This window comes from Salinarimonas sp. NSM (assembly GCF_052380005.1).
In the GTDB taxonomy this organism is placed as follows: Bacteria; Pseudomonadota; Alphaproteobacteria; order Rhizobiales; family Beijerinckiaceae; genus Salinarimonas.
The window spans coordinates 20,767-45,012 of the sequence record NZ_JBQTCJ010000027.1; the positions used below are offsets into that span (position 1 = coordinate 20,767).

The 24,246-nt window shown below is 72.3% G+C and carries 25 protein-coding genes; 14 read left to right on the top strand and 11 right to left on the bottom strand.

All coding sequences use genetic code 11. The annotated features are described in order from the left end of the window. Positions 1–12: 12 nt before the first annotated feature. From pheT to pheS, 4 genes are read right to left on the bottom strand one after another with little or no spacing between them, the layout of a single operon-like run. On the bottom strand, positions 13–2,439 hold the full coding sequence (gene pheT, locus ACTZWW_RS11495; protein ID WP_444781094.1) for a phenylalanine--tRNA ligase subunit beta: 2,427 nt from the start codon (positions 2,437–2,439) through the stop codon (positions 13–15). 34 nt (positions 2,440–2,473) lie between these two features. Beyond that, complete coding sequence (locus ACTZWW_RS11500) at positions 2,474–2,935, bottom strand: hypothetical protein (RefSeq protein ID WP_444781095.1); 462 nt, start codon at positions 2,933–2,935, stop codon at positions 2,474–2,476. Then, complete coding sequence (locus tag ACTZWW_RS11505; protein WP_444781096.1) at positions 2,932–3,207, bottom strand: hypothetical protein; 276 nt, start codon at positions 3,205–3,207, stop codon at positions 2,932–2,934. The genes ACTZWW_RS11500 and ACTZWW_RS11505 overlap by 4 nt, the downstream gene beginning before the upstream one ends. Before the next feature lie 25 nt (positions 3,208–3,232). Next, positions 3,233–4,315, bottom strand: coding sequence for a phenylalanine--tRNA ligase subunit alpha (gene pheS, locus ACTZWW_RS11510; protein WP_444781097.1), 1,083 nt, complete (start codon positions 4,313–4,315; stop codon positions 3,233–3,235). A gap of 240 nt (positions 4,316–4,555) precedes the next feature. Between pheS and ykgO the strand changes: the two genes are divergently transcribed. Next, entirely contained in the window at positions 4,556–4,681 is a 126-nt protein-coding gene (gene ykgO / locus ACTZWW_RS11515; RefSeq protein WP_029030085.1) for a type B 50S ribosomal protein L36, read from the top strand. A gap of 97 nt (positions 4,682–4,778) precedes the next feature. Then, positions 4,779–5,381 (top strand): tetratricopeptide repeat protein, encoded by a 603-nt coding sequence (locus ACTZWW_RS11520; protein ID WP_444781098.1) that lies wholly within the window; start codon positions 4,779–4,781, stop codon positions 5,379–5,381. Here ACTZWW_RS11520 and ACTZWW_RS11525 read toward each other — a convergent pair. Beyond that, positions 5,378–5,716: a hypothetical protein gene (locus ACTZWW_RS11525; RefSeq protein ID WP_444781099.1), complete on the bottom strand. Its 339-nt coding sequence runs from the start codon at positions 5,714–5,716 to the stop codon at positions 5,378–5,380. The genes ACTZWW_RS11520 and ACTZWW_RS11525 overlap by 4 nt on opposite strands. 150 nt (positions 5,717–5,866) lie before the next feature. On the opposite strand from ACTZWW_RS11525, the gene ACTZWW_RS11530 reads away from it, so the two are divergent. After that, positions 5,867–6,106 carry a helix-turn-helix domain-containing protein gene (locus ACTZWW_RS11530; protein ID WP_372424664.1) on the top strand — a complete coding sequence of 80 codons (240 nt, stop codon included), beginning with the start codon at positions 5,867–5,869 and terminating at the stop codon, positions 6,104–6,106. On the opposite strand, the gene ACTZWW_RS11535 is transcribed toward ACTZWW_RS11530, so the two are convergent. Then, positions 6,078–6,269 (bottom strand): YqaE/Pmp3 family membrane protein, encoded by a 192-nt coding sequence (locus ACTZWW_RS11535; RefSeq protein ID WP_444781100.1) that lies wholly within the window; start codon positions 6,267–6,269, stop codon positions 6,078–6,080. The two genes, ACTZWW_RS11530 and ACTZWW_RS11535, sit on opposite strands and share 29 nt — an antisense overlap. A gap of 173 nt (positions 6,270–6,442) precedes the next feature. Between ACTZWW_RS11535 and ACTZWW_RS11540 the strand changes: the two genes are divergently transcribed. The 4 genes from ACTZWW_RS11540 to ACTZWW_RS11555 all read left to right on the top strand — a co-directional run bounded on the left by ACTZWW_RS11540 (position 6,443) and on the right by ACTZWW_RS11555 (position 10,229). Continuing rightward, the gene (locus ACTZWW_RS11540; RefSeq protein ID WP_444781101.1) at positions 6,443–7,420 is read left to right on the top strand and encodes a sulfurtransferase; all 978 of its coding nucleotides are present in this window, start codon (positions 6,443–6,445) and stop codon (positions 7,418–7,420) included. Positions 7,421–7,517: 97 nt separating this feature from the next. Then, entirely contained in the window at positions 7,518–8,642 is a 1,125-nt protein-coding gene (locus tag ACTZWW_RS11545; protein ID WP_444781102.1) for a YeeE/YedE family protein, read from the top strand. A 17-nt stretch (positions 8,643–8,659) separates the two neighbouring features. Further along, positions 8,660–8,830: a hypothetical protein gene (locus tag ACTZWW_RS11550; RefSeq protein ID WP_444781103.1), complete on the top strand. Its 171-nt coding sequence runs from the start codon at positions 8,660–8,662 to the stop codon at positions 8,828–8,830. Positions 8,831–9,137: 307 nt separating this feature from the next. After that, on the top strand, positions 9,138–10,229 hold the full coding sequence (locus tag ACTZWW_RS11555) for a crotonase/enoyl-CoA hydratase family protein (protein WP_444781104.1): 1,092 nt from the start codon (positions 9,138–9,140) through the stop codon (positions 10,227–10,229). A 106-nt stretch (positions 10,230–10,335) separates the two neighbouring features. Here the strand turns inward: ACTZWW_RS11555 and gmk are convergent, their stop codons facing one another. From gmk to ACTZWW_RS11570, 3 genes are all read right to left on the bottom strand, one after another. Further along, positions 10,336–10,965: a guanylate kinase gene (gene gmk / locus ACTZWW_RS11560; RefSeq protein ID WP_444781105.1), complete on the bottom strand. Its 630-nt coding sequence runs from the start codon at positions 10,963–10,965 to the stop codon at positions 10,336–10,338. A gap of 70 nt (positions 10,966–11,035) precedes the next feature. After that, positions 11,036–11,920 carry a YicC/YloC family endoribonuclease gene (locus ACTZWW_RS11565; protein ID WP_444781106.1) on the bottom strand — a complete coding sequence of 295 codons (885 nt, stop codon included), beginning with the start codon at positions 11,918–11,920 and terminating at the stop codon, positions 11,036–11,038. A gap of 217 nt (positions 11,921–12,137) precedes the next feature. Continuing rightward, positions 12,138–12,443: a hypothetical protein gene (locus ACTZWW_RS11570; protein WP_444781107.1), complete on the bottom strand. Its 306-nt coding sequence runs from the start codon at positions 12,441–12,443 to the stop codon at positions 12,138–12,140. 349 nt (positions 12,444–12,792) lie between these two features. On the opposite strand from ACTZWW_RS11570, the gene ACTZWW_RS11575 reads away from it, so the two are divergent. The 6 genes from ACTZWW_RS11575 to ACTZWW_RS11600 all read left to right on the top strand — a co-directional run bounded on the left by ACTZWW_RS11575 (position 12,793) and on the right by ACTZWW_RS11600 (position 20,962). Beyond that, a complete protein-coding gene (locus tag ACTZWW_RS11575; protein ID WP_444781108.1) occupies positions 12,793–14,004 on the top strand; it encodes a transglycosylase SLT domain-containing protein in 1,212 nt (403 codons plus the stop codon). A 227-nt stretch (positions 14,005–14,231) separates the two neighbouring features. Beyond that, entirely contained in the window at positions 14,232–14,747 is a 516-nt protein-coding gene (locus ACTZWW_RS11580; protein WP_444781129.1) for a PAS domain-containing protein, read from the top strand. A gap of 163 nt (positions 14,748–14,910) precedes the next feature. After that, complete coding sequence (locus ACTZWW_RS11585; RefSeq protein ID WP_444781109.1) at positions 14,911–17,604, top strand: bifunctional acetate--CoA ligase family protein/GNAT family N-acetyltransferase; 2,694 nt, start codon at positions 14,911–14,913, stop codon at positions 17,602–17,604. Between the two features lie 273 nt (positions 17,605–17,877). Further along, positions 17,878–19,173 (top strand): sulfite oxidase, encoded by a 1,296-nt coding sequence (locus ACTZWW_RS11590; protein ID WP_444781110.1) that lies wholly within the window; start codon positions 17,878–17,880, stop codon positions 19,171–19,173. Between the two features lie 100 nt (positions 19,174–19,273). Further along, the gene (locus ACTZWW_RS11595; RefSeq protein WP_444781111.1) at positions 19,274–19,690 is read left to right on the top strand and encodes a hypothetical protein; all 417 of its coding nucleotides are present in this window, start codon (positions 19,274–19,276) and stop codon (positions 19,688–19,690) included. Positions 19,691–19,810: 120 nt separating this feature from the next. Beyond that, a complete protein-coding gene (locus ACTZWW_RS11600) occupies positions 19,811–20,962 on the top strand; it encodes a diguanylate cyclase domain-containing protein (RefSeq protein WP_444781112.1) in 1,152 nt (383 codons plus the stop codon). 4 nt (positions 20,963–20,966) lie between these two features. On the opposite strand, the gene ACTZWW_RS11605 is transcribed toward ACTZWW_RS11600, so the two are convergent. Beyond that, positions 20,967–21,800 (bottom strand): cyclase family protein, encoded by an 834-nt coding sequence (locus ACTZWW_RS11605; protein WP_444781113.1) that lies wholly within the window; start codon positions 21,798–21,800, stop codon positions 20,967–20,969. A gap of 84 nt (positions 21,801–21,884) precedes the next feature. Continuing rightward, complete coding sequence (locus ACTZWW_RS11610; RefSeq protein ID WP_444781114.1) at positions 21,885–22,235, bottom strand: cupin domain-containing protein; 351 nt, start codon at positions 22,233–22,235, stop codon at positions 21,885–21,887. A 215-nt stretch (positions 22,236–22,450) separates the two neighbouring features. Here ACTZWW_RS11610 and ACTZWW_RS11615 point away from each other — a divergent pair, with 215 nt between their 5' ends. Further along, positions 22,451–24,223 carry an acyl-CoA dehydrogenase gene (locus ACTZWW_RS11615; protein ID WP_444781115.1) on the top strand — a complete coding sequence of 591 codons (1,773 nt, stop codon included), beginning with the start codon at positions 22,451–22,453 and terminating at the stop codon, positions 24,221–24,223. The last annotated feature ends 23 nt before the right edge of the window (positions 24,224–24,246 follow it).

Here is a 24,246-nt window from a genome sequence, read left to right on the forward strand (position 1 = left end):
GTGCCCGGCGTCTCACGTCCTCAGGACGGCCCCGGTCTTCTTGCCGACCTCGCCGACGATCTTCCGCGAGATCGCCTCGATCTCCGTGTCGGTCAGCGTCTTCTCCCGCGGCTGGAGCGTCACGGCAATGGCGACCGACTTCTTGCCCGCCTCCACGCGCTCGCCCTCGTAGACGTCGAAGACGGCGACGTCGGTGACGAGCGCCTTGTCGGCGCCCTGCGCCGCGCGCACGATCGCCGCCGCCTCGACGCCGGCGTCGACCACGAAGGCGAAATCGCGGGTGAGCGGCTGGAAGCCGGAGAGCGCGAGCGGCGGCCTGGCCTTCGTCGGCTTCAGCTTCGGGGCGGGCAGCGTCTCGAGGTCGATCTCGAAGGCGACGATCGGCCCCTTGGCGTCGAGCGCCTTCAGCACGGAGGGATGCAGCTCGCCGAAATGGCCGAACACGGCCTTGGGCCCGAGCTGGATGCGACCGGAGCGCCCGGGATGCATCCAGGCCGGCCCGCCTGCGACGATCTGGAGCGAGCCGACCGGCATGCCGAGCGCGGCGAGCAGCGCCAGCGCGTCGGCCTTGGCGTCGAAGACGTCGACGGTCCGCGCGCCGCCGTCCCAGTGGCGGCCGGCACCCTCGAGCCGCGCAGTGCCGCGGCGCACGGCGGCGGCGCGCACGGTCTGGCCCGCGGGCGTGTCGTCGCGGAAGCACTGGCCGACCTCGAACAGCGCCACGTCCGGATAGCCGCGATCGGCGTTGCGCTGCGCGGCGCGGATCAGCCCGGGCAGCAGCGAGGGGCGCATGTCGGAGAGGTCGGACGCGATCGGGTTCGCCACCTCGAGCGCGGGATCGCCGCCGCCGAAGAGCAGCGCCTGCTCCTTGGCGATGAACGACCAGGTGACGGCCTCGAGCATGCCGCGCGCCGCCAGCGTGCGCTTGGCCGAGCGCGTGCGCTTCTGGACGAGGGTGAGCACGGGCTTGGCGATGCCGCGGTCGCGTGCCAGCGGGCGCGACTCGATCCGGTCGATGCCGGCGATGCGCACGATCTCCTCGACGAGATCGGCCTTGCCCTCGATGTCGGGGCGCCAGGACGGCGGCAGCACCTTGACGCTGTCGCCCATGCCCGAGCCGGAGAGATGGAAGCCGAGCTCCTGGAGGATCACCTTCGCCTCCGCCTGGGGCACGTCGAGGCCCGAGAGCCGCTTCGTCTCGCTCCAAGGGAAGGTGATGATGCGGCTCGTGTCGGGGATGGCGCCCGCGAGCATGCGCGTCGACGGCTCGCCGCCGCACAGGTCCATCACGAGCCGCGTGGCGATGTCGAGGCCCGGCAGCGTGTCGTTGGGGTCGACCCCGCGCTCGAAGCGATAGCGCGCGTCCGTGACGATGCCGAGCCTGCGGCCCGTGCGCGCGATGTCGCGCGGGTCCCACAGGGCGGACTCGATCAGCACGTTGGTCGTGCCCTCGTCGCAGCCGGTGTGCTCGCCGCCCATGATGCCGCCGATCGATTCGGGGCCGTCGTCGTCGGCGATGACGACGACGCTCTCGTCGAGGGCATAGGTGCGCCCGTCGAGCGCGAGCAGGCTCTCGCCCGCGCGCGCCTTGCGCACGACGAGATTCCCCCGGACCTTGTCCGCGTCGAAGACGTGGAGCGGGCGGCCGCGGTCGAAGGTCATGTAGTTCGTGATGTCGACGAGCGCGTTGATCGGGCGCAACCCGATCGCCTTGAGGCGGCGCTGCATCCAGGCGGGAGACGGGCCATTGCGCACGCCGCGCACCAGCCGCAGGCCGAAGGCCGGGCACAGGTGCTCCTCGCCCGGCAGGTCCCGCACGACCGTCACGGTCAGATCGAACGCCCCCTCGAGCGTCGGCTCGGGCACGTGCTTGAGGGCGCCGAGCCCGACGGCGGCGAGGTCGCGGGCGATGCCGCGGATCGAGGCGCAGTCGGAGCGGTTGGGGGTGAGCCCGATCTCGATCACGGCGTCGTCGAGGCCCGCATAGGCCGCGAAGGCCTGACCCGTCGGGGCCTCCTGCGGCAGGTCGATGATGCCGTCGTGGTCCTCCGAGAGGCCGAGCTCCGCCTCCGAGCAGAGCATGCCGGCGCTCTCGACGCCGCGGATGACGCCGACGCCGAGGGTGATGTCCTTGCCCGGGATGTAGGTGCCGGGCGGGGCGAACACGCTCTTCATGCCGGCGCGCGCGTTGGGGGCGCCGCAGACGACCTGGGTGGGCGGCGCGCCGTCCCCGAGATCGACCGTGCAGACCCGCAGCCGGTCGGCATTGGGGTGCTGCTCGGCGGAGAGCACGGAGGCGATCCGGTAGGGCGCGAGCGCCTTCGCCCGGTCGTCCACGGCCTCCACCTCGAGGCCGATGCGGGTGAGCGTCTCGGCGACCTGGTCGAGGGTGGCGGCGGTTTCGAGATGCTCCTTCAGCCAGGAAAGAGTGAGCTTCATCGGTCGGATCCGTTCGTGTCGCGGGTGGCGCCGGTCAGGGCCGGGGCTTGAAGAGGAGGCGGGCGGCGAGGTCGAGGCGGATGGCGGCGGGGACGGCCGCGAGGGCGGCGATGCCGCTCTCGGCATCGTCGATGGCCGCGATCGCCTCCGCGGGCGTGAAGCTCGCGCGTGGATCGTAGTCGGCCTGATGCCGCATCTCCTGGAGCAGCACGAAGGCGCTCGCGAACTCGTGCACGCCCCCGTGCATGGCGCGGGTGTCCCGACGCGCGAGCACGTCCTTGGCGAAGCCGTGCTGGAGGCCGCGATAGGTCAGGACCCAGGCGTCGGTCCGTGCCTTGGACGCGCCCACGAGGGCGTTCGCGCAGATCCGTGCGACCGCGTGGAACGTCGCATAATAGGCGGTGCTGACGGCGCGCTTCAGGTTGGCCTGCCGCGGCCGCCCCCGCCTCCCGCGGACCAGGGTCCGCGCGGTCGCGATGAGATCGGCGGGCGTCATGGGCTGACTTCCGCGTCCGGAATGAGATGCCGAAGGTAAGGATAGCGGTCCTCGCCACGCTCGGACAGCGCGTCCGCGATCGCGATGGAGGCGTGGATACGCGCCTTGCCCGCCGTCCTCGGGTCGCTCGGCCGGTAATGCGCCCGCACGAAGATCGCCGGGTCCCCGTCGTGGTCCCGGCCCGAGACGACCTCCGCCGTCTCGAAGCCGAAGGGCCCGAGATGCCTGCGCAGGATGGGCTCGACGAGCCGCCTGATCTCCTCGTCCGTCATGGCCGCGCCTCGTGTGCTCGCGCCCTCAGCTCGACAGCCCACCGGCCAGCGTCGGCAGGTCGAGCGGGCGGAAGCCGTAGTGCTCGATCCAGCGCTTGTCGGCCTCGAACATGTCACGCAGGTCCGGGATGCCGTATTTCAGCATGGCGATGCGGTCGATGCCCATGCCCCAGGCGAAGCCCTGGTAGACGTCGGGATCGAGGCCGCAATTGCGCAGCACGTTGGGGTGCACCATGCCGCAGCCCAGGATCTCGAGCCAGTCGTTGCCCTCGCCGAAGCGGATCTCGCCGCCCGAGCGGTCGCACTGGATGTCGACCTCCGCCGAGACCTCGGTGAAGGGGAAGAAGGACGGGCGAAGGCGCATCTTGACGTTCTCGATCTCGAAGAACGCCTTGCAGAACTCCTCGATGATCCACTTGAGGTTGGCGAGCGTCGCGCCCTTGTCGATCACGAGCCCCTCGACCTGATGGAACATCGGGGTGTGGGTCTGGTCCGAATCGTGGCGGTAGGTGCGCCCCGGGATGATCACCCGGATCGGGGGCGCGACGCTCTCCATGGTGCGGATCTGCACCGGCGAGGTGTGGGTGCGCAGCAGCTTGCGCGCGCCCTGCGCGTCCTCGCGCATGAAGAACGTGTCGTGCATCTCCCGGGCGGGATGGCCCTCGGGGAAGTTGAGGGCGGTGAAGTTGTAGTAGTCCGTCTCGACGTCGGGTCCCTCGGCGATCGAGAAGCCCATGTCGGAGAAGATCGCCACGAGCTCGTCGATGACCTGGCTGATCGGGTGGATGCGCCCGCGCGACTCGGGGCTCTCGCGCACCGGGAGGGTCACGTCGACGCGCTCGGCGGCGAGGCGCTCGGCGAGCGCCGCCTCCTCGAGCGTGACCTTCCGCGCGGCGATCGCGCCCTGGACGGCGTCGCGCAGGCCGTTGATCTGCGGGCCGAGCGTCTTGCGCTCGTCGGGCGTCATGCCGCCCAGCGACTTCAGCCGCTCGGAGACGACGCCCTTCTTGCCGAGCGCGAACACGCGCACACCCTCGAGCGCGGCTTCGTCGGTCGCGGCCTCGATGCGGGCGAGGATGTCGCGTTCGAGCACGGTCAGGTCGGTCATCGGTCCCTCGGCGGTTTCGCGCGTCGCGCTGATCAAGCGCCTGGCGGGCGGGGCGTCAAGTGCCGGATGCGCCTGCGCGGGCGTTGACCCGCGCGCGCGTTCCGGCTATTGCCCCCTCCAACGTCACGCGGGCGCCGCGTGCGGGCGGTTCTCGCGTCTCTGACGTCGCCTTCGGCGATGCGGACGTTCGAGACCCTCGCAGGCGGCGTCGGGCGCGAACCGCGCCGAGGAGAGCATACCATGAAGATCCGCAACTCGCTGAAGTCCCTGCGCACGCGCCACCGCGACAACCGCATCGTGCGTCGCAAGGGCCGCGTCTACATCATTAACAAGACGCAGAAGCGCTTCAAGGCCCGCCAGGGCTGAGGCGCGAGCCGGCGCCGCGAGCCCCGCCGCTTTCGGTCGCAGGCGGGCGCGGGCCGACACGATTGACGACGCATGCCGGATGAGGCGATCATCCGGCATGCGTCGTTTCCGTATCTCGCTCCTCGCTTGCGGCCTCGCCGCCGTGCTCGTCGCGGCGGCACCGGACGCGCGCGCGCAGGACGGCGGGTCCCGCGCACCTCACTCGACCGAGACCGCGACCGACGGGCGCATCGACCAGCTCTTCGCGCGTCTCGCGCAGACCGAGAGCGCCGCGGAGGCGCGGGGCGTCGCCTTGCTGATCCAGCGCCGCTGGCTCGAATCCGGCTCGCCCACGGCCGACCTCCTGATGAATCGCGCCCGCGAGGCGATGCGCGCCCGCGACCCCGCGCTCGCCATCGAGCTGATCGACCGCGTCCTCGTCATCGAGCCGGGCTGGGCCGAGGCCTGGAACCGCCGGGCGATCGCCTTCACCATGCTCGACGACCCGGTCTCGGCGATCGCGGACATCTATCGGGTCGTATCGCTCGAGCCACGCCATTTCGCCGCCTGGGCCGGGCTCGGGAACCTGCTCATGCAGGCCGGCGACGAGCGCGGCGCGCTCGAGAGCTTCGAGCGCGCGCTCGCCATCCACCCGCACCTGCCCCGCATCGAGACGATCGTCGGCCGGCTCGCCCGGGAGGTGGACGGGGTGGAGCTTTAGCCGCCCTCGCCCACCTCGCGTGGATCGATCGCGTCGATGAGCGCGTCGCGGGCCTCGCGGCGCCGGGCGATGTCGGCGCGCAGGGCGTCGCGGGTGGAGCGGTTCGAGCCGAAGAGCACGATCCCGATCAGGATCGCCGAGACGCTGAGCACGAAGGCGAGGCCGCCGAGCCGCACGAGCCCGAGGAAGGCCGCGGCAAGGATCACGATGCCTGCGAGGATGCCGATGCGGGCGGCGAGCATCACCTTGCCGCAGCGTTCGGCGCTTTCCTCCAGCGCCGCGATCTCCACCTCGAGCCGCTCGATGCGCCCGCGCGGGTCCTCGATCGTCCGCATCCGATGCCGCTCCCGGATCGCCCGTGTCCTCTCGGAAGCCCTGGATAGACGAGCCGCGGACGGCGGTCGAGAGCGTGGCGGCGGCCAGACGGTCAGCGCCGCGCCAGCTTCCGAGGCGATTATCGCTGCCGATGCGGGGTGGACGAGCCGATGCTGACCTGTGGGATGATCAAGGCGGGGCGCGACCTCGTGGGCTGGACGCAGGCCGATCTGGCGGCGCGCGCCGGCGTCTCGCTGCCGACGATCCAGCGCATGGAGGACCCCACGCGCGGGCCGCTGCGCTCCAGCGCGGCGAATGTCGAGCGCGTCCGCGGCGCATTCGCGCAGGGCGGGATCTCCTTTGCGCTCGACGACGCCCGGATCACGATCTCGCTCGCTGTTCCGCGCTAGGGCCGTACTTCGCGATCACCCAGACCGCGTGGATGATCCCGGGGATGTAACCGAGAATCGTCAGCAGGATGTTGAGCCAGAAGGGGCCCCGCAGGCCCACCTGCAGGAAGACGCCCAGCGGGGGCAGCAGGATGGCGATGAGGATGCGCAGAAAGTCGGCCATGGGAGCTGTGTTCCGTCTTTTCGTGAGAGTCTGTCGACGAGAGAACGGGAGGGGTGGCGTGGCGGTTCCGGGGCCAAAATACACACAAAAATGTAAAATAAGAGAATTTGCGTGACAACGCGGGAATAGGTGCCTATATACGGCGCCGACGTCGCTTTCCCGAGGAGGTCCGCATGACCGTCCACACGCTCCGCTCCGTCGCCCGCGCCGCCACGGCGGGCCTCGCGCTCCTGGCCGGCATCGCCGTCGCCGCCCCCGCCCTCGCGCAGGACGACTGGGACAGGCTCGTCGATCCCGCGCGGCTCGCCGTGCTCGAGGAGACGGTCGATCCCGTCGTCCTCGACATCCGCGCCGCCGTGGCGTTCGCCGAGGGGCACATCCCCGGCGCCGTCAACGCCCCCTATACGCAATGGCGCGGGCCCACCGACAATCCCGGTGCGCTCCCCGAGCCCGCGCTCCTCTCCGTCCTCGTCGGCGAGAGCGGCATCGACGAGGCGACGCCGGTCGTCATCGTGCACCAGGGATCGGATTCCTCCGACTTCGGCTCCGCGGCCCGGGTCTACTGGACCCTGAAGTCGCTCGGCGTCGAGCGCATCGCCATCCTCAACGGCGGCGTGAGCGGATGGGTCGCCTCCGGGCGCGGGCTCTCCACGGAGCCCGTGCGCCCCGATCCCACCATCTTCGACGCCGTCCTCTCCGACGCATGGCGGGCGGGCGCGCACGAGATCGAGGCGGCAGTCGCGCGCGGCGACGCCACCCTCGTCGATGCGCGGCCCGAGCCCTTCTTCCTCGGCGAGCTCTGGCACGGCGCCGCAGCGCGCCCCGGCACGCTGCCGACGGCGGAGAACTTCAGCCACGCCTCGTGGTTCGTCGACGGCGGGCCGCTCGTGGTCGACGCCGAGCGCGCCCGCGCGATCGCGCAGAGCGCCGGGCTCGCCGACGGCGCGACCCTCGTGTCCTTCTGCAACACGGGGCACTGGGCGGCGACGAACTGGTTCGCGCTCTCCGAGCTCGCCGGGATCGAGGGCGTGAAGCTCTATCCCGAGAGCGTGGTCGAGTGGTCGAATTCCGGCCGCGCCCTCGACAACGAGCCCGGCCGCATCGAGTGGCTGATCATGTCCACGCGGCAGTGGCTGGCGAACGTCCTCTGACGCGGCGTTCGGCACGCTCTCTCCACGCACGAGGCCCGCCGATCGCAGGCGGGCCTCGGCCGTTTCCGCCAGCGCCGTCCAAGACGGAGATTTCCTCATGCTCCTCACGCGCACGGGCCTCGTCCTCCTCGCCCTCGTCGTCGCCGCGTTCCTCGCGCTCTTCGTGGGCCTGCGCTTCGCCATCTTGTTCCTCGTCGGCGTCGGCTTCGGGCTGACCCTCGAGGGCCTGCGCTTCGGCTTCGCCGGGCCGTGGAAGGCGCTCCTCACGCGCCGCGACGGGCGGGGCGTCATGGCGCAGCTCCTCGCCATCGGGCTCACCGCCGCGGTCGCGCTGCCGCTGCTCGCGGCGGCGCCGGGCGAGCTTATGGGTGCGCATGCGCCCGTCGGGGCCGCGATGATCGCAGGGGCCTTCGTCTTCGGCGCCTGCATGCAGATCGTCATGGGATGCGGCTCGGGGACGCTCGTCAACGCCGGCTCGGGCAACGCGCTCGGGGCGCTGGCCCTCCTGTTCTTCATCGTGGGCTCGTTCCTGGGCACGCTGCATCTCGCCTGGTGGACGAGCCTCGCCTCGCTGCCCGTGCTGACGCTCCCGGGCCTCCTCGGAGCCGAGGGCGCTCTCGCGGCGACGCTCGCGGGCCTCGCGGCGGTGGCGGTCGTGGTGGGCGTGCGGGCCGAGAAGGGCGCGCGCCTGCCGCAGGGGCGGCTCTTCCTCGCGGCGGCGCTGCTCGCCGGCCTCGCGATCCTGAACCTCGTCGTCGCCGGCCAGCCCTGGGGCATCGTCTACGGGCTCGGCCTGTGGGGCGCGAAGGTCGCGACCGCCGCCGGGGCGGACCTCTCGCAGACGGCGTTCTGGGCCGCGCCCGGCAATGCCGAGCGGCTCGCCTCCTCGATCCTCACCGACGTGACCTCGCTCACGAACCTCGGGCTCGTCGCCGGCGCCTTCATCGCCGCGCGCTGGCGCAGGGTGATGGATGCGCCGCCGGCGCGGCCGGCTCCGCGGCTCGTCGTCGGCATCGTCGTGGCGGCGCTCCTGATGGGCTACGCCTCGCGGCTCGCCTTCGGCTGCAACGTCGGCGCCTTCTTCTCGGGCATCGCGACCGGCTCGCTGCACGGCTGGGCCTGGTTCGCGGCGGCCTTCGTGGGATCGATCCTGGGCGTGCGCCTGCTCGCCTGGCTGCAGGTCGCGCCGCGGCCCGCCGCCGGGCTCGAGCCGGCGCGCTGAGAGGGAGGGCGAGCGTCATGCCGCAACGTCGCACCGTCGGGCTCGCGCTGATCGCCGCGTTCGCGCTCCTCGTGGCCCTCGACATCGGGGCGAGCCGCCCCCTCGATCCGTTCCGCGCGCCGCCCCCCGCGGCGCTCGGATCGGGCGCCGCCCCGTCCGGCGCGCATTGCGCTGCGGCACCGGGCTGAGCGCGACAATTGCGCGCAGCGGCGGGACGACGTCCGCGGCAGCCTCAAGCGCCGCCACGCTCGCGTGGTGGCCGCACGTATCCGCGGGCGTTGCGCGCTATGGAAAAATACGTGTTTCATTTGACAAGTGGCGATCGGCAGCTTTTAATTGTTGGCAATGGTCTCGGGACGCCTGATTAACCCTAACGAAACCTTTCCGGTTTCGATCGCATTCTAGCGGTTTCCGTTTAGGGGCGGCTATGGTTAGTTGCGATCGGACGGACGGAACGGCGCCCCGCACGGCGCGGTCACCGAGATGAGGCAGATCATGGATTTCCGCGCGGTGCTCGGCAGCGCCGAGCCGATGGGCGAGCTTTTCGAGGCCCTGGAGCAACGCGAGGGGCGCGACGGTCGCGATCTGCCGATCGCCCGCGGCTCCTGGCGTCGCCCTGCTGCCAACCGGCGCCTGTCCCCGCTGGAGGCGCTCGATGGCCTCAAGGCCGCCGCGGGGCTCCCGGCGCACCTGCGGGTCGCCGCCGACCGCTTCGAGGAGGTCTCCGTCCGGCTCGATCCGCAGAGCGAGACCTACTGGTGCACGATGGCTCCGACGGGCCGCCCGTCGTACACGCCCGGCCTGCTCCGTGGGCTTCAGGCGATGCAGCGTTCGCTGGTCGACCTCTTCGCCGCGACGCCCGAGGGTGGAACGCCGCCGTTCCGCTACTTCGTCGTCGGCTCGCGCCATCCCGGCGTGTTCAACCTCGGCGGTGACCTCGCTCTCTTCGGAGCCTGCATCAAGGCCGGCGACCGCGCCGGGCTCTCCGCCTATGCGCGCTCGTGCATCGAGGTCGTCTACGCGAACCACGAGAACTACGGCCTGCCGATCGTCACGATCGGGCTCGTCCAGGGGGATGCGCTCGGAGGCGGCTTCGAGGCGGCACTGTCGTGCGACGTCGTCGTCGCCGAGCGCGGCACCAAGTGCGGCTTCCCCGAAGTGCTGTTCAATCTCTTCCCCGGAATGGGCGCCTACTCGTTCCTCTCGCGCAAGCTGCCCGGTCGCGCGATGCGGGAGATGATCGAGAGCGGCCGTCTCTACGACGCGGAGGAGCTCGCGGAGCTCGGCCTCGTCGACGTCCTCGCCGACCCCGGCGAGGGGGCGGCCGCGGTCGAGGCGTACATCGTCCGCAATCGCAAGCGGCACAACGCCCACGCCGCCATGTACGCCGCGGCGCGGCGAGCCCGGCCGCTCGCCTTCACCGAGATGGTGGACATCGTCGAGATGTGGGTCGACGCCGCCATGTCGCTCGGCGCCGCCGACCTGCGCAAGATGGAACGGCTCGTCGCCGCGCAGGACCGGCGGCGCGCGCACGCCACCGGCGACGAGGGCGGCTTCAATCGCGGCGCCGCCGGCGCCGTCGCCTGAGCGCCACGGACGCCGACGTCTCCGCTCCCTTTAGGGGTTTGATCGCGTCCCGCATCGTCCCGGCCTCGAACGAGCGGCGTGGCGGACTTCGCGCACCACCCTCGCGTCACGCCTCTCCCGAAAGCACCTCGGCGAGGTCCCGCGTCAACGTGCCGACCAGCGGCTCGAGGTTCTCGCGCCGCGTGCGGCGCACGCGCTCTGCCTTGAGGATCGCCTCGAGGTCGTGGAAGGTGCGCTCCAGGTCGTCGTTGACGAGCACGTAGTCGTAGTCGCGCCAGCGCTCGATCTCGCCGAGAGCGGTGCGCAGGCGCCGGCGGATGGTGGCGTGGTCGTCCTCGGCGCGGCGCGCGAGGCGCTTCTCCAGCTCGGCGATGGAGGGCGGGAGGATGAAGACGCTCGCAACGTCCGGCCGCATCGTCTCGTAGAGCTGCAGCGTCCCCTGGACGTCGATGTCGAAGAGGATGTCGCGCCCCTGCGCGAGCGCGGCCTCCACCGGCGCGCGGGGCGTGCCGTAGTAGTTGCCGTGCACCTGCGCGTGCTCGAGCAGCTCGTCGCGCTCGCGCATCAGCAGGAAATCCCGCTCGGAGATGAAGCGGTAGTGCACGCCGTCGACCTCGGAGGCACGGCGCGGGCGGGTCGTCACCGAGACCGACATGGTGATGTACTTGTCGGTCTGGAGCAGCAGCCGAGACAGCGTCGATTTCCCCGCGCCGGAGGGCGAGGCGATGATGAGCATGACTCCGCGTCGCGACCGAGCGATCTCGCTCGGGACATCGTCGCGGCCGTCGATCTGCGATCCCATCTCGTCACTCCACGTTCTGCACCTGCTCGCGCAGCTGGTCGACGACGTGCTTGAGCGCGAGCCCGATCCGCGAGAGCTCCACATCGTTCGCCTTGGCGCACAGGGTGTTGGCCTCGCGACCGAATTCCTGGGCGAGGAAGTCGAGCCTGCGGCCCACGGCGCCGCCCTCGGCGAGCAGCGAGCGCGCCTGGGCGACGTGGGCGGCGAGCCGATCGAGCTCCTCGCGGATGTCGGCACGGGTGGCGATCAGCGCGGCCTCCTGATGGAGGCGTGCCGCGTCGAGCCCGACATGCGCCTCGACGAGCGCAGCGACCTGGGACGACAGCCGCGCGCGGATCGCCTCGGTGGAGCGGCCAGGGTGCGCCTCCGCCTGCGCGACGAGATCGGCGATCGTGGCGAGGTGGCCCTCGATCACCGCCTCGAGCGCCGCACCTTCCTCCCGGCGCGCGGCGGCGAGCGCCTCGGCGAGCCGCGGCAAGGCCGCGCGCAGGTCCGTCTCCAGCGCCTCGGGGCTCGGCGCGGCCTCGTCCTCGTCGAGCTCGATCACGCCGCGCACGGCCAGCAGCCCGTCGAGGGAGGCCGGGGCGATGCCGTCCGGCACCCTCACGTCCGCGAGCGCATCGAGCAGCCCTTGGAGGACCTCGCGGTTCACCCGCACCTTCGCGGCGCCGGCGGCGCGCTGGAGCGTCAGCGAGAGCTGGACCTGGCCGCGGGTCAACGCCTGCGAGAGCACGCGGCGGGCCTCCTCGCCGATCGCGTCGAAGCCCGGCGGCGTGCGCGGGCGCACGTCGAGGCCCCGCCCGTTCACCGACTTCGCCTCGAGCGCCCACGCGGCGGCGCCCGTCGTCCCCGCTTCGCGGGCGAAACCCGTCATGCTGGCAATGGCCACGCGCGCATCACTCCGTTCGGTCCGGCGGCGCGCGGACCATAGGCGTGGCGGGCGCGCGGAACAAGACGCAGGCCCCCGCCGTCCCCCGCCGGATGGGGCCGTCGACGGCAGAACGTCGACGGCACATGAGGAGTGCGCATCGGTCGACGTCGGACGGGCGGCGGAGAGGCGCACTCCCTCCCCCTCGTCCCGGAAGGCGTCGCCCGATCGGCGCGCGTCACGGGCCGTCGCGGCGCTCCCAGGCCTCGAACAGGTAGAACCCGTTCCAGCGCGCCAGCACGTCGGCGGCACGGGTGTCGAAGCCGCGGGGCGCGGGCGTCTCGCCGTCGAGGCGCCCGACGAAAGCCCAGTCCTGCGCGTCGATGAACGCGGGGACCGCGCGATCCTCGGGGACGGCGCAGCGCAGCTCCTGCGCATCGCGGCGCATGAAGACGTTGAAACGAGCAGGCGGGCGCACGGCGCCGGCCCCGTCGGACGACGGCGCGCGGACGGAGGGCGCGAGAGCGACGGTGTCCGCCATCATGACCTGCTTCTCCCCTTCCGCGAGCGCATCTTCCGCGAGGACGTCGAGTACGCGCCTGCGGCGCGCAACGGTTCGCCACAGGCGCTCCGCGACTTCGGAGAGGCGTACCGGCGATCCGCGGCTTTTCGATGACGCGGCGGACCGTCGCACGCTGCAACGGTCACGCTGACCCATTGCCGCCGGATTGAGAGGTGAAGCGTGCCTCACCGATCAGGAGCGCCCGAATCGAGGCGCGCATTCGTCGAGGGGTGGAATGACGCAGGCGATCACGGCGCGAGTCTTCGCGTCCGCGGGCACTGCCGCGAGCGGCTCCACGAAGGTGGGTCAGTCTGCAACGGGATCGAGCCGGATGAGTTCCCGGCCGGTCGATGCGTTCGGCGCCGTCGGGGCCGTGCGCCCCGCCCGCCGCATCGCCGCGGTGCTCGTCATCGGGCTCGCCGCCAATCTCCTCGTCGTCGACGGCGCGCGCGCGCCGATCGCCGGCTTCGCGACGGCGATCGCGAGCACAGGCCCCTGCTGCGTCTCCGGGCTCGCGCCGCTCGCCCTCGCCTCCGCCGGCCTCGATGCGCTGCGCTCGCATCTCGCCGCCGCGACGCCCCAGGCGACGCACGCCGGTCTCGCCGCCCGGGTGGCGCGCGCGGCGCCGGTGGCGGCGAAGGCGAAGATCGAGACGCTCGGGCGCGCGCTCTGGAGCGAGACCCGCACCGTCCGCTTCGGCGCCATGCGCGTCGAGCGCTGGATCGTCACCGCCGTGCGCGCCGCAGCCGCGCGCACCGGCGCGGACCCCGTCTTCATGCTGGCCCTCGCCGACAAGGAATCGAGCCTGCGCCCGGCGGTGGGCGCGGGGACATCCTCGGCGGAGGGCCTGTTCCAATTCATCGAGCAGACCTGGCTGCAGGTCGTCCACGCCTTCGGCGCCGATCACGGGCTCGCGGCCGAGGCCGCGGACATCGCCCAGAACGCCGACGGGCGCTACGTCGTCGAGGACGAGGCGCGGCGCGCCGAGATCCTGGCGCTGCGCCGCGATCCGCTGCTGTCCGGCCTCATGGCCGGCGAGATGCTCGCCCGCGACCGCGCGCGCATCGAGGCGACGCTCGGGCGGGGGCTCGCCCCGCACGAGGTCTACATCGCCCACTTCCTCGGCCCGGGCGGCGCGGAGCGCTTTCTCGCGCTCAAGGACGAGAGCCCCGAGGCCGCCGCCGCCGAGACCTTCGCCGCCGCCGCACGGGCCAATCGCGCGATCTTCTACGACGGCGGGAACCGCAAGCGCCCGCTCAGCTTCGCGGAGGTCGACGCGCGTTTCGCGGCGATGATCGGCACCCGCATCGACCGCTACGTCTCGGTCGACGGGCGCTCCGAATCCGCCCGTGCGCGGCGCCTCGCGCGCCTGCTCGCGCACGGCAGCGCCGTCTACGCCAGGCTGGAGCCGGATGCGCCGGCGGCAGCCGAGCCCCGGCCCGGCGGCGACGTGCTCGTGGACGACGCGCTCGTCCTCGCCACCATCGCCGGCGGGGACGGCGAGACCGTGCCGCTCCCACCCCGTGCCCGTCGCGGCGGGTGAGGGTCCACGGCCGCGGCATAGCGCGGCCGGTTGATCCAGATCAGCGCGGCTCCCCCGGGCGGCGGCCTAGCCTTTCGCGCACGACCTGCCAGGCACCTGCCAGAAACCTGCAAGGAACCTGCAAGGAACCGCGCCAGCGAAGGTGATCGCCCGTGCTCACGACACGCCATGCTTCGACCGCCGACCCCCGGCCGGTCCGCCCCGGGAGGCGGCTCGACCGCCTCGTCGTGCCCACCGGCGTCGAGCGAACCCTGCCGCCGGGCGACATCATCGTCACCAAGACGGACCCGAAGGGCCGAATCACCTACGCCAACGCCACCTTCCTCGCGATGGCCGCGCTCGACGAGGCGCAGGCGATCGGCGCGCCGCATTCCATCATCCGGCATCCCGACATGCCGCGCTGCGTCTTCGCCCACCTGTGGCGGGAGATCGAGGCGGGCCGCGAGGTGTTCGCCTACGTGAACAACCTCGCCGCGGACGGCGCGCACTACTGGGTCTTCGCCCACGTCACCCCGAGCCGCGACGCCGCGGGACGCCTCGTCGGCTACCATTCGAACCGGCGCGGGGCGTCGGCCGCCGCCCGCGCGGTGATCGAGCCGCTCTACGCCGAGCTCCTCGCCATCGAGCGCGCGCATGCGAGCCGCCGGGAGGGCCTCGCGGCCTCGCAGGGCGCCCTCGCCGATCGGCTCGCCGCGCTCGGGAAGAGCTACGAGGAGATCGTCCTCTCCCTCGTGCGCCTGTGAGCACCGCCGACGGCGCGTCGCACGGGCGTCGTCGAACCGTGCTTCATCCGTCGCGCTTGACCTCGCGCCGTTCGCGCGCCTCCCATGACGGACCCGTTCCCGGGGACCGATCATCGATCCGGTCCGCCGTGCGCCCGCGCCACGCCCGCAGGAGGGCCCGACCATGAGCACCTGGAACCTCGACAAGCTCTTCGCGCCCCGCTCGATCGCCCTCGTCGGGGCGAGCCCGCGAGAAGGCTCTCTGGGGTGGACCGTGCTGCGCAACCTCACCCGCGCCGGCTTCGCGGGGCCGATCACGCCGGTGAACCCGGGCCATCGCGAGATCGACGGGCGACCCTGCGTCGCCCGGCTCTCGGATCTCGCGGCGGCCCCCGACCTCGTCGTCGTCGCCTCTCCCCCCACCTCCGTGCCCGGCGTGATCGAGGACGCGGGGCGGGTCGGTGCGGGCGCCGCGATCGTCATCACCGCGGGGCTGGGCCACGGCCCCGGCTCCCTCGCCGAGGACGCGCGCCAGCGCGCGCGCCGTCACGGCCTGCGCATCGTCGGGCCGAACTGCCTCGGCGTCATGGCGCCGCGCGCGGGGCTCGACGCCAGCTTCGCCGCCAACGCGCCGCTGCCGGGCGATCTCGCGCTCGTGTCCCAGTCGGGCGCCATCGCGGCGGGCCTCGTCGAGTGGGGCAGGCAGCGAAACGTCGGCTTCTCCGCCGTGGTCTCGCTGGGCGACAAGACGGACGTCGATTTCGGCGACTGCCTCGACTGGTTCGCCGCCGACCGCGGCACGCGCGCGATCCTGCTCTACGTCGAATCGATCAACGCGGCGCGCAAGTTCATGTCCGCCGCCCGCGCGGCCTCGCGCGCGAAGCCCGTCGTGGTGATCAAGTCCGGCCGCCACGCCCAGGGCGCGAAGGCGGCGGCGACGCACACGGGCGCGCTCGCGGGCTCCGACGGCGTCTACGACGCCGCCTTCCGCCGCGCCGGCTTGCTGCGCGTCTACGACCTCGACGAGCTCTTCGCCGCCGCGGAGACGCTCGGGCGGCAGAAGCCGTTCCAGGGCTCGCGCCTCGCCATCCTCACCAACGGCGGAGGCGTGGGCGTGCTCGCCGTCGACCGGCTGATCGACCACGGCGGGACGCTCGCCGTGCTCTCCGCCGACACCCGGGCCGCGCTCGACGCGTCGCTGCCGCGGACGTGGTCGCGGGCGAACCCGGTCGACATCATCGGCGACGCAGACGCGCGCCGCTACGCCTCCGCCCTCGAAGCCCTGCTGAAGGACCCGGCGAACGACGCCGTCCTCGTCCTCAACGTCCCCACCGCGCTCGCCTCCGCGCCCGCCGCGGCTCAGGCGGTGGTCGAGACCGTGGCGCGGGACCGGGAGACGGCGTTTCGCCGCAAGCCCGTCTTCGCCGTGTGGCTCGGCGAGGACCCGGAGGCGGGCCGCGCCTTCGAGGCGGCGGGCATCCCGCACTACGCCAACGAGGCGGACGCCGTGCAGGGCTTCATGCACCTCGTGCGCTGGCGCGAGGCGCAGGACATCCTGATGCGCACGCCCGCGAGCCTGCCGCAGGACTTCGCGCCCGACCGCGCCGCCGCCCGCGCGATCGTAGAGCGCGTCGTCACGGAGGGGCGCACCTGGCTCGATCCCATCGAGGTATCGGGCCTGTTGCGCGCCTACGCCATCCCCGACGCCCCCGTCTCGCTCGCCCGAACGCCCGAGGAGGCCGGCGCCGCGGCGCGGCCCTTCGTCGAGGCGGGCGGCACGGTCGCGGTGAAGATCCTCTCCCCCGACATCGTCCACAAGTCGGACATCGGTGGCGTCTCGCTCGACCTCACCAGCGTTCAGGCGGTGGAGGAGGCGACGCGCGACATCCTCGCGCGCGCCGCCCGGCTCAAGCCGCAGGCGCGCATCACCGGCGTGACGGTCCAGCCGATGGTGCGCAAGCCCAAGGCCCGCGAGCTCATCGCCGGCATCGCGCACGACGACACGTTCGGCCCGGTGATCGTGTTCGGCCGCGGCGGCACCGCGGTGGAGGTGATCAACGACAAGGCGCTCGCGCTGCCCCCGCTCGACATGAACCTCGCCGCCGGGCTCGTCGCCCGCACCCGCGTCTCGCGTGTGCTCGCGGCCTATCGCGACGTGCCCGCCGCGGATCTCGAGGCGGTCCAGCTCGTCCTCGTCAAGCTCTCCCACCTCGCCGCCGACCTGCCGGAGGTGCGCGAGCTCGACATCAACCCCTTCCTCGCCGACAAGGACGGCGTCATCGCCGTGGACGCCCGCGTCGCCGTCGCCCCCGTGAGCGGCCGGCGCGCGAGCGCCCCGCACGCGAGCTTCGCCGTGCGGCCCTACCCCGTCGAATGGGAGCGACGCCTCGCGCTCTCGGACGGGCGCGAGGTCTTCGTGCGGCCCGTCAGGCCGGAGGACGAGGAGCTGTTCCTCGGGTTCTTCAAGCGCGTCACCGACGAGGACCTGCGCCTGCGCTTCTTCGCGCCGGTGAAGGACTTCTCGCATTCCTTCATCGCGCGCCTCACGCAGATCGACTACGCCCGCGCCATCGCGTTCGTGGCGGTCGACCCGGACACGGGCGAGATGATGGGCGCCGTGCGTCTCCACGCCGACGCCAACCACGAGAGCGGCGAGTACGCGATCCTGCTGCGCTCCGACCTCAAGGGCATCGGGCTCGGCTGGCGGCTGATGCAGCTCATGATCGAGTGGGCGAAGGAGGAGGGGCTCGGCCACGTCGAGGGCCAGGTGCTGCGAGAGAACCGCACCATGCTCGAGATGTGCCGCCAGCTCGGCTTCGCGATCCGCGCCGACGCGGACGATCCGGACCTGAAGGTGGTGCGGCTGGAGCTGGGATAACGACCAAGGCGCGCATCAGCGCCACGAGATGCCGCCCAGAGCGCGATTACATCTCACCCCAACCCGTCTCGATTGCTGTTTGCGCCGTGTGGCGCATAGATAAAATCAGCGCGGCTCGCAGCAATAATTCGGCAACTTAGGATTAGGTCTGCCGCTGCCGAAAAACCGCCCGATGAATTCCCTCTCTTGCATAGGTACTACTCCGGGGTTACGCTACGCAGTACGAGCGTGCGTCGCTCGGCCAGACGACAACGAGAGAACGGAGGAACCGGCATGCTCGACGATGCTTCCACCAAAGCCCCGGGCCAGGCGGCCGCGACGGCGGCAGGCGAGATCGCCGGTCCCGGCCGGCGCGGATTCCTCAAGGGCGCGGGGCTGACCGCGATGGGCGCGCTGCTCGGCACCACGATTCCCTTCGGCCGCAACGCGCCCCCCGGCTTCGTTCCCGTGGCGCTCGCCCAGGATGTCGGCATGGGCCTGATGACCGACAAGGACGGCCTCGTCGTGCTCGGCGATCGCCCGGTCAACGCCGAGACGCCGCCGCACCTGCTCGACGACGACGTCACCCCCTACGAGCGGATGTTCGTGCGCAACAACGGCCTCGTGCCCCAGCACGCCATGGACATGAGCGCCGACGATTGGACGCTCACCATCGACGGCGAGGTCGAGACCCCGCTGACGCTGACGATCGCAGACCTGCAGAACGAGTTCGAGACGGTCACCACCCCGCTGTGGGTGGAGTGCGGCGGCAACGGGCGCGCCTTCTTCCAGCCCGGCGCGTCCGGCAACCAGTGGACCGTCGGCGCCGTCGGCTGCCCCGAGTGGACCGGCGTGCGCCTCAAGGACGTGCTCGAGCGCGCGGGCGTCAAGTCGTCGGCCGTCTACACCGGCCACTACGGCAACGACGTGCACCTCTCCGGCGACCCGGAGAAGGTGGTGATCTCCCGCGGCGTCCCGATCGAGAAGGCGCTCGCCCCCGAGAACCTGATCGCCTGGGCGATGAACGGGGAGCCGGTGCCGGCCATGCACGGGTTCCCGCTGCGCCTCGTGATCCCCGGCTTCCCCGGCTCGGTTTCGCAGAAGTACCTCACCCGCATCTGGGTGCGCGACCGCGAGCACGACGGGGAGAAGATGACGGGCTACTCCTACCGGCTGCCGGCCTACCCGGTCGCGCCGGGCACCGAGGTTCCCGAGAGCGACATGGTCGTGATGCTCGAGATGCCGGTGAAGTCGATCGTCACCTTCCCGGCGACGGGCGCCGAGGTGGCCGCCGGGCGGCCCACAGAGGTGCGCGGCCACGCCTGGTGCGGCAAGGGCGACGTCGCGGCCATGCACGTCTCCCTCGACTTCGGCCAGACCTGGCAGGAAGCGGAGCTGATGGCGCCGCCCAACCCCTTCGCCTGGCAGCGCTGGACGGCGAGCGTCACCCCGCCGGAAGCGGGCTACTACGAGGTCTGGGCGCGCGCCACGGACAAGGACGGCAACATGCAGCCGCCGGTCGTTCCCGGCTGGAACCCGCGCGGATACGGCAACAACATGATGCACCGCATCGCGCTGTTCGCCGTCTGATCGGGCCGGGCCAACGCCGCGCCTCCTGCCGGGCGCCCGCGACCGCGGGCGCCCGGTGCCGTCTCGCCCCCCGCTCAGCACCCGCCGAGAACGTCGATCCATGCAGAACCGTCTTCGCCGCGCGGCCCGCGCGACCGCGCTCCTCGCCAGCCTCCTCGCCCTTCCCCTGACCCCCGCCGGCCTCGCCGCCCAGGGCTTCGACCCGATGCGGCCCGGCGGCGGGTTCAACCCCATGCTGCCCGGCGGCGGCCAGCCCTCCGGCACAGCCCCGGCCGACGACGTGCCGCGCAATCCCGACTTCGCCGACCTTCCCGACACGCCGGGCATGGAGGACACCTACTACCTTTGCTCGGCCTGCCACTCCCTCGACATCGTCACCCAGCAGCGCCTCACCGACGCGCGGTGGGACTACACCTGGACCTGGATGGTCGAGCAGCAGGGCATGGCCGAGATGGATGCAGAGACGAAGGAGACGATCCTCTCCTATCTCAAGCGCCACTTCTCCTCGGAACGTTGAGAGGCCCGGGCCGTGAGCGCGCGGCAAACGTCGCAACCACCGGCGTACACCCGCCCTTAAGAGGTATTCGGGTCGAATGACGAGGCGCCACTAGAGGGCGCACCGTCTCGAGGACCCGGCATGCTGCGTACGCGCCGCCACGAGAGCGACCGCGCCTACGTCGCCCTCGTGGACCTGCTCTACACCTCGCTGAAGACCGTCAGCGTGATCGCGCTCGCCTCCGGCGCGGTCGGCGCGCTCGTGGCGTCGCGGACGGGCGATACGTGGATGTGGGTCCTCGCGGTGCTCGCCACGACGCTCGGCGTCCTGCGCTGCGCCAAGATCCTCGCCTACGATCTGAAGGTGCGCCCGACGCCCAAGACCGCCGCCGTCGCGGCGCGCTGGGAGCGCTGGTACGAGATCGGCAGCTACGTCTTCGCCGGCACGCTCGGGATCATGGTGGCGCGCGCCCTCGCCTTCGACGACGCCTTCGGCCACATGCTCGGCGTCGGCATGATCATGTGCTACGCCTCGGGCCTCGCCGCACGGACCTCGGTGCGCCCGCGCATCGCGCTCGTCACCGGCGCGCTGCTGCTCGCCCCCTTCGTCGTCGCCGCGCTGGCGCGGCTCGACCCGTACTATGCGGCCGCGGCGGCGCTGATCGGCTTCTACTTCCTGTCCTACATCGAGTTCGTGCGCTTCGTGTACGGCACGCTGCGCACGAGCCTCGACAACCGCCACGCGCTCGAGCGCCTGACGCGCACCGACCCGCTGACGGGGCTCGCCAACCGGCTCGCCCTCGACGAGGCGCTCGCCGCCCGCGGCGGGGACGCGGGGCCGCTGTGCGTGCTGTGCTTCGATCTCGATCGATTCAAGCCGGTGAACGACACGCTGGGCCACGCCGCCGGCGACGAGCTCCTGCGCCAGGTCGCGGCACGCGTGGGCGCCCTCGTCGGCCCTCACGACCTGCTGGCGCGGCTCGGCGGCGACGAGTTTGTCGTGGTGCGCCGCTGCGACGGCGATGCGCGCCCGCTCGCCGAGGCGATCGTGGCGGCGCTGGCGCGCCCCTTCGTTCTGCCGGGCGGACGCGCCGAGATCGGCGCGTCGGTCGGCATCGCGGCGATGCCGGCGCCCGGGGCGTCGGCGCGGGACGCGCTCGCGCAGGCGGACGCGGCACTCTACGCGGCCAAGGCCGCCGGCCGCGGCCGGGTCGCAGGCTGGCCGCTGGAGATCGCCGGGCGCGACGACCCCTCCCCCGCCCCCCGGACGCTCGCCGACCGCTCGGCCGCCTGATCGCTCAGGCGAAGGCGAGCACCCGCGCCGGCCCACCGGAGCCGCCGCGGTGCTTCGGCGCGCCGAGCACCAGCGTCGCGCCCGTCGCCGGCAGCGCCTCGAGGTTCGCCACGCATTCGAGCCCCCAGCGCCCCTCGGGCAGCCAGGCATAGTGGGTGGCGAAATCCGGCGAGGGGCCGTGGTCGAGGGAGAGGGTGTCCACCGCGATGCCGACGGCGGAGCTCTCCTCGAGCAGCATCCGCGCCGCCTCCACGTGGAAGCCCGGGAAGTGCATCTTGCCCTCGCCGTCGGCGTTGCGGAAGCGATCGCCGTCCACGTGCGCGCCCCAGCCCGACAGCATGGCGACGCAGCAGCCCTCCGGCAGCGGCCCGTTCTGCGCGATCCAGGCCTTCAGGTCGTCGGGCGTGACCTGCGCGTCCGCATCCCGCGCCGCCTTCTCGCGGATGTCGACGATGGCGAGCGGGGCGACGAGGTTCGTCACCGGGATCTCGTCGACGCTCGCGCCGTCCTGCGAGAAGTGCAGCGGCGCGTCCACGTGTGTGCCGGTATGCTCGTTCACGCGCAGGACGTTGAGATTGAACATATGCTCGGCGTAATTGAACACGTTCTCGACGAAGAATTGCTGCTCGCCGAAGAAGGTCGGGAAGCCCTCGTGCAGCGTGTGCGTGAGGTCGACCGGCGCGCCGGCGATCTGCGCGCGGGCGGGGCTCGCGCCGAGCGTCGCCGCGCCCGCCGAGACGGCGGCGATGGCGGCCGCGCCGCCCGCCCCGCGGCGGAAGAGGTCGCGGCGGCTGAGCATGCGGTCCTTGACCGCGTTGGTCACGCAGATGTCGCACATGGTCGTCTATCCCCTCGCGCGCGGGCTCGCGCGTGACGCCGTTCGCATCGGGCAGGAGGGAGCTTAGCCGGGTGCGACATCCCGTCAATCGTCCCCGGGGCGCTCGTCGAAGACCGTCTCGGCGTCGGTGCGCTCGAAGCACAGGTTGACCGTGCGCATGGTCGCGCGCGTGCGGTGGCGCACCCCCGCCGGCACGCGATGCGCCTGCCCCGGCCCGAGGACGACCGTCCCCTCGTCGAGATCGATCTCGAGCCGCCCCTCCACCACCACGAAGAGCTCGTCCGAGCCCGGGTGACGGTGCCAGCGATACGTCCCCTCGAAGACGGCGATGCGCAGGCAATGATCGTTCACGTCGGCGAGCACGAAGTTGTGGTGGCCGTCGAGACCCCGCGTCGCGGCGGCGAAGTCGAGGGGCTGCGGCGTCTGCGCGGTCATGCGGCGGGCTCCGCGAGCGATGCGACACCCGATCATTAGTCGCGAATCTAGAATATACGCAACCTTAAGAGCGATGCGCTGCTCGCCCCGTGACCGCGCGGCCGCTTGCCGAAAGTTCACATCCGAACTACTCCTGGCGTCCGCCTTTCGTCGCATGAAGACGGCTCGCCTCAGAGCCGCCAGAGGAAACGCCAGAGAACCCCGAGGAGCCCGCCATGGCCTATCGCGCCCCCGTGTCCGAGATGCTGTTCTCCATGCGCGCCGTCGCGGGGCTCGACGCCAAGATCGAGGCCGGCCTCTACCCGGACCTGACGCCGGAGCTCGTCGCGCAGATCCTCGAGGCCGCGGGCGACTTCGCCGGCGAGCGGCTCGCGCCCCTCGATCGGCCGGGCGACCTCGCGGGGCTGCGCAAGGAGGGCGCGCGCGTGCACACGCCCGACGGCTTCCCGCAGGCCTATCGCGACTGGATCGCGGGGGGCTGGAACGCGCTGCCCGGGCCCGTCGAGCACGGCGGCCAGGGCCTGCCGATCCTCGTCAACACCGCCTGCGTCGAGATGTGGAACGCGGCCAACATGGCCTTCGCGCTGTGCCCCATCCTCACCATGGGCGCGATCGACGCGATCGAGGCGCACGCCTCGCCCGAGCTCAAGGAGCGCTGGCTCGGCAAGCTCGTGTCGGGCGAGTGGACCGCGACGATGAACCTGACGGAGCCGCAGGCCGGCTCCGATCTATCGGCGCTGCGCACCCGCGCCGAGCGCGCGGACGACGGCAGCTACCGGATCTTCGGGCAGAAGATCTACATCACCTTCGGCGAGCACGACCTCGCCGACAACATCGTCCACCTCGTCCTCGCCCGCCTGCCCGACGCCCCGCACGGGACGCGCGGCATCTCGCTCTTCCTGGTGCCGAAGATCCTGCCCGACGGCACGCGCAACGACGTCGTCTGCGCCGGGCTCGAGCACAAGCTCGGCATCCACGCCGCGCCGACCTGCACCATGGCCTACGGGGAGCGCGAGGGGGCGATCGGCTGGCTCGTCGGCGAGGAGAACCGCGGGCTGGCCTGCATGTTCACGATGATGAACAACGCCCGCCTCGCGGTGGGGGTCCAGGGCGTCGCGATCGCCGAGCGCGCGACTCAGCGCGCGCTCGCCTACGCCCGCGAGCGCCGGCAGGGCCGTACTGCGAGCTACACCGGCCAGGGCATGGTCGCGATCGCCGAGCATCCCGACGTGCGGCGCATGCTCGCGACCATGCGCGGGCTCACCGACGCCGCGCGCGGCATCTGCTTCCTCACCGCGGCGTCCCTCGACGAGGCGGCGCGCGCCCCCGAGGCCGGGACGCGCAAGGTGGCCTTCGAGCGCGCCTCGCTCCTGACGCCGCTGGCCAAGGCGTTCTCGACCGACATCGCGGTCGAGGTCGCTTCGCTCGGCATCCAGGTGCACGGCGGCATGGGATTCGTCGAGGAGACCGGCGCCGCGCAGCATTATCGCGACGCGCGCATCCTGCCGATCTACGAGGGCACGAACGGCATCCAGGCGATCGACCTCGTCACCCGCAAGCTGCCCCTATCGGGCGGCGCCACGGCGCGCGCCGAGATCGCCCGCATCCGCGCGATCGCGACCCGGGTGACCAAGGAGGCGCACGAGGGCTTCGGCATGCTCGCCGCGCGCCTGCGGGAGGCGAGCATGCGCCTCGACGAGACCACGTCGTGGATGCTCGCCGCGATCGCGGAGGGCCGCCAGGAGGACGCGCTCGCGGGCGCGACGCCGTACCTGCGGCTGTTCGCGCTCGCTCGCGGAATCGCCTGCCTCGCCGAGGAGGCGCTCGCCGCCAAGGCCGCGGCCGACGCCGGGGACACCGATCCGGCGCACGCCGCGCGTATCGCGCGGGCGCGCTGGATGGGCGAGGCGCATCTGGGCGAGACCGAAGGCCTCGCCCGCGCCGCGACCGCCGGCGCGGCCGCGCTGCCGGAGGCCGGCACGCCTTGAGCCGAGCCGACGGGCTCGCCCGA

Excerpts from the sequence above, each read along its gene's own strand:
- ACTZWW_RS11530 (WP_372424664.1), top strand. The coding sequence starts at position 5,867 with ATGCTGACCTGTGGGATGATCAAGGCGGGGCGCGACCTCGTGGGCTGG.
- ACTZWW_RS11610 (WP_444781114.1), bottom strand. The coding sequence starts at position 22,235 with ATGACCGCGCAGACGCCGCAGCCCCTCGACTTCGCCGCCGCGACGCGG.
- ACTZWW_RS11570 (WP_444781107.1), bottom strand. The coding sequence starts at position 12,443 with ATGATGGCGGACACCGTCGCTCTCGCGCCCTCCGTCCGCGCGCCGTCG.
- ykgO (WP_029030085.1), top strand. The coding sequence starts at position 4,556 with ATGAAGATCCGCAACTCGCTGAAGTCCCTGCGCACGCGCCACCGCGAC.
- ACTZWW_RS11535 (WP_444781100.1), bottom strand. The coding sequence starts at position 6,269 with ATGGCCGACTTTCTGCGCATCCTCATCGCCATCCTGCTGCCCCCGCTG.
- ACTZWW_RS11575 (WP_444781108.1), top strand. The coding sequence starts at position 12,793 with ATGAGTTCCCGGCCGGTCGATGCGTTCGGCGCCGTCGGGGCCGTGCGC.
- ACTZWW_RS11605 (WP_444781113.1), bottom strand. The coding sequence starts at position 21,800 with ATGTGCGACATCTGCGTGACCAACGCGGTCAAGGACCGCATGCTCAGC.
- ACTZWW_RS11595 (WP_444781111.1), top strand. The coding sequence starts at position 19,274 with ATGCAGAACCGTCTTCGCCGCGCGGCCCGCGCGACCGCGCTCCTCGCC.
- ACTZWW_RS11615 (WP_444781115.1), top strand. The coding sequence starts at position 22,451 with ATGGCCTATCGCGCCCCCGTGTCCGAGATGCTGTTCTCCATGCGCGCC.
- pheT (WP_444781094.1), bottom strand. The coding sequence starts at position 2,439 with ATGAAGCTCACTCTTTCCTGGCTGAAGGAGCATCTCGAAACCGCCGCC.
- pheS (WP_444781097.1), bottom strand. The coding sequence starts at position 4,315 with ATGACCGACCTGACCGTGCTCGAACGCGACATCCTCGCCCGCATCGAG.
- ACTZWW_RS11585 (WP_444781109.1), top strand. The coding sequence starts at position 14,911 with ATGAGCACCTGGAACCTCGACAAGCTCTTCGCGCCCCGCTCGATCGCC.
- ACTZWW_RS11500 (WP_444781095.1), bottom strand. The coding sequence starts at position 2,935 with ATGACGCCCGCCGATCTCATCGCGACCGCGCGGACCCTGGTCCGCGGG.
- ACTZWW_RS11550 (WP_444781103.1), top strand. The coding sequence starts at position 8,660 with ATGCCGCAACGTCGCACCGTCGGGCTCGCGCTGATCGCCGCGTTCGCG.
- ACTZWW_RS11590 (WP_444781110.1), top strand. The coding sequence starts at position 17,878 with ATGCTCGACGATGCTTCCACCAAAGCCCCGGGCCAGGCGGCCGCGACG.
- ACTZWW_RS11540 (WP_444781101.1), top strand. The coding sequence starts at position 6,443 with ATGACCGTCCACACGCTCCGCTCCGTCGCCCGCGCCGCCACGGCGGGC.
- ACTZWW_RS11555 (WP_444781104.1), top strand. The coding sequence starts at position 9,138 with ATGGATTTCCGCGCGGTGCTCGGCAGCGCCGAGCCGATGGGCGAGCTT.
- ACTZWW_RS11520 (WP_444781098.1), top strand. The coding sequence starts at position 4,779 with ATGCGTCGTTTCCGTATCTCGCTCCTCGCTTGCGGCCTCGCCGCCGTG.
- ACTZWW_RS11525 (WP_444781099.1), bottom strand. The coding sequence starts at position 5,716 with ATGCGGACGATCGAGGACCCGCGCGGGCGCATCGAGCGGCTCGAGGTG.
- ACTZWW_RS11600 (WP_444781112.1), top strand. The coding sequence starts at position 19,811 with ATGCTGCGTACGCGCCGCCACGAGAGCGACCGCGCCTACGTCGCCCTC.
- gmk (WP_444781105.1), bottom strand. The coding sequence starts at position 10,965 with ATGCTCATCATCGCCTCGCCCTCCGGCGCGGGGAAATCGACGCTGTCT.
- ACTZWW_RS11545 (WP_444781102.1), top strand. The coding sequence starts at position 7,518 with ATGCTCCTCACGCGCACGGGCCTCGTCCTCCTCGCCCTCGTCGTCGCC.
- ACTZWW_RS11505 (WP_444781096.1), bottom strand. The coding sequence starts at position 3,207 with ATGACGGACGAGGAGATCAGGCGGCTCGTCGAGCCCATCCTGCGCAGG.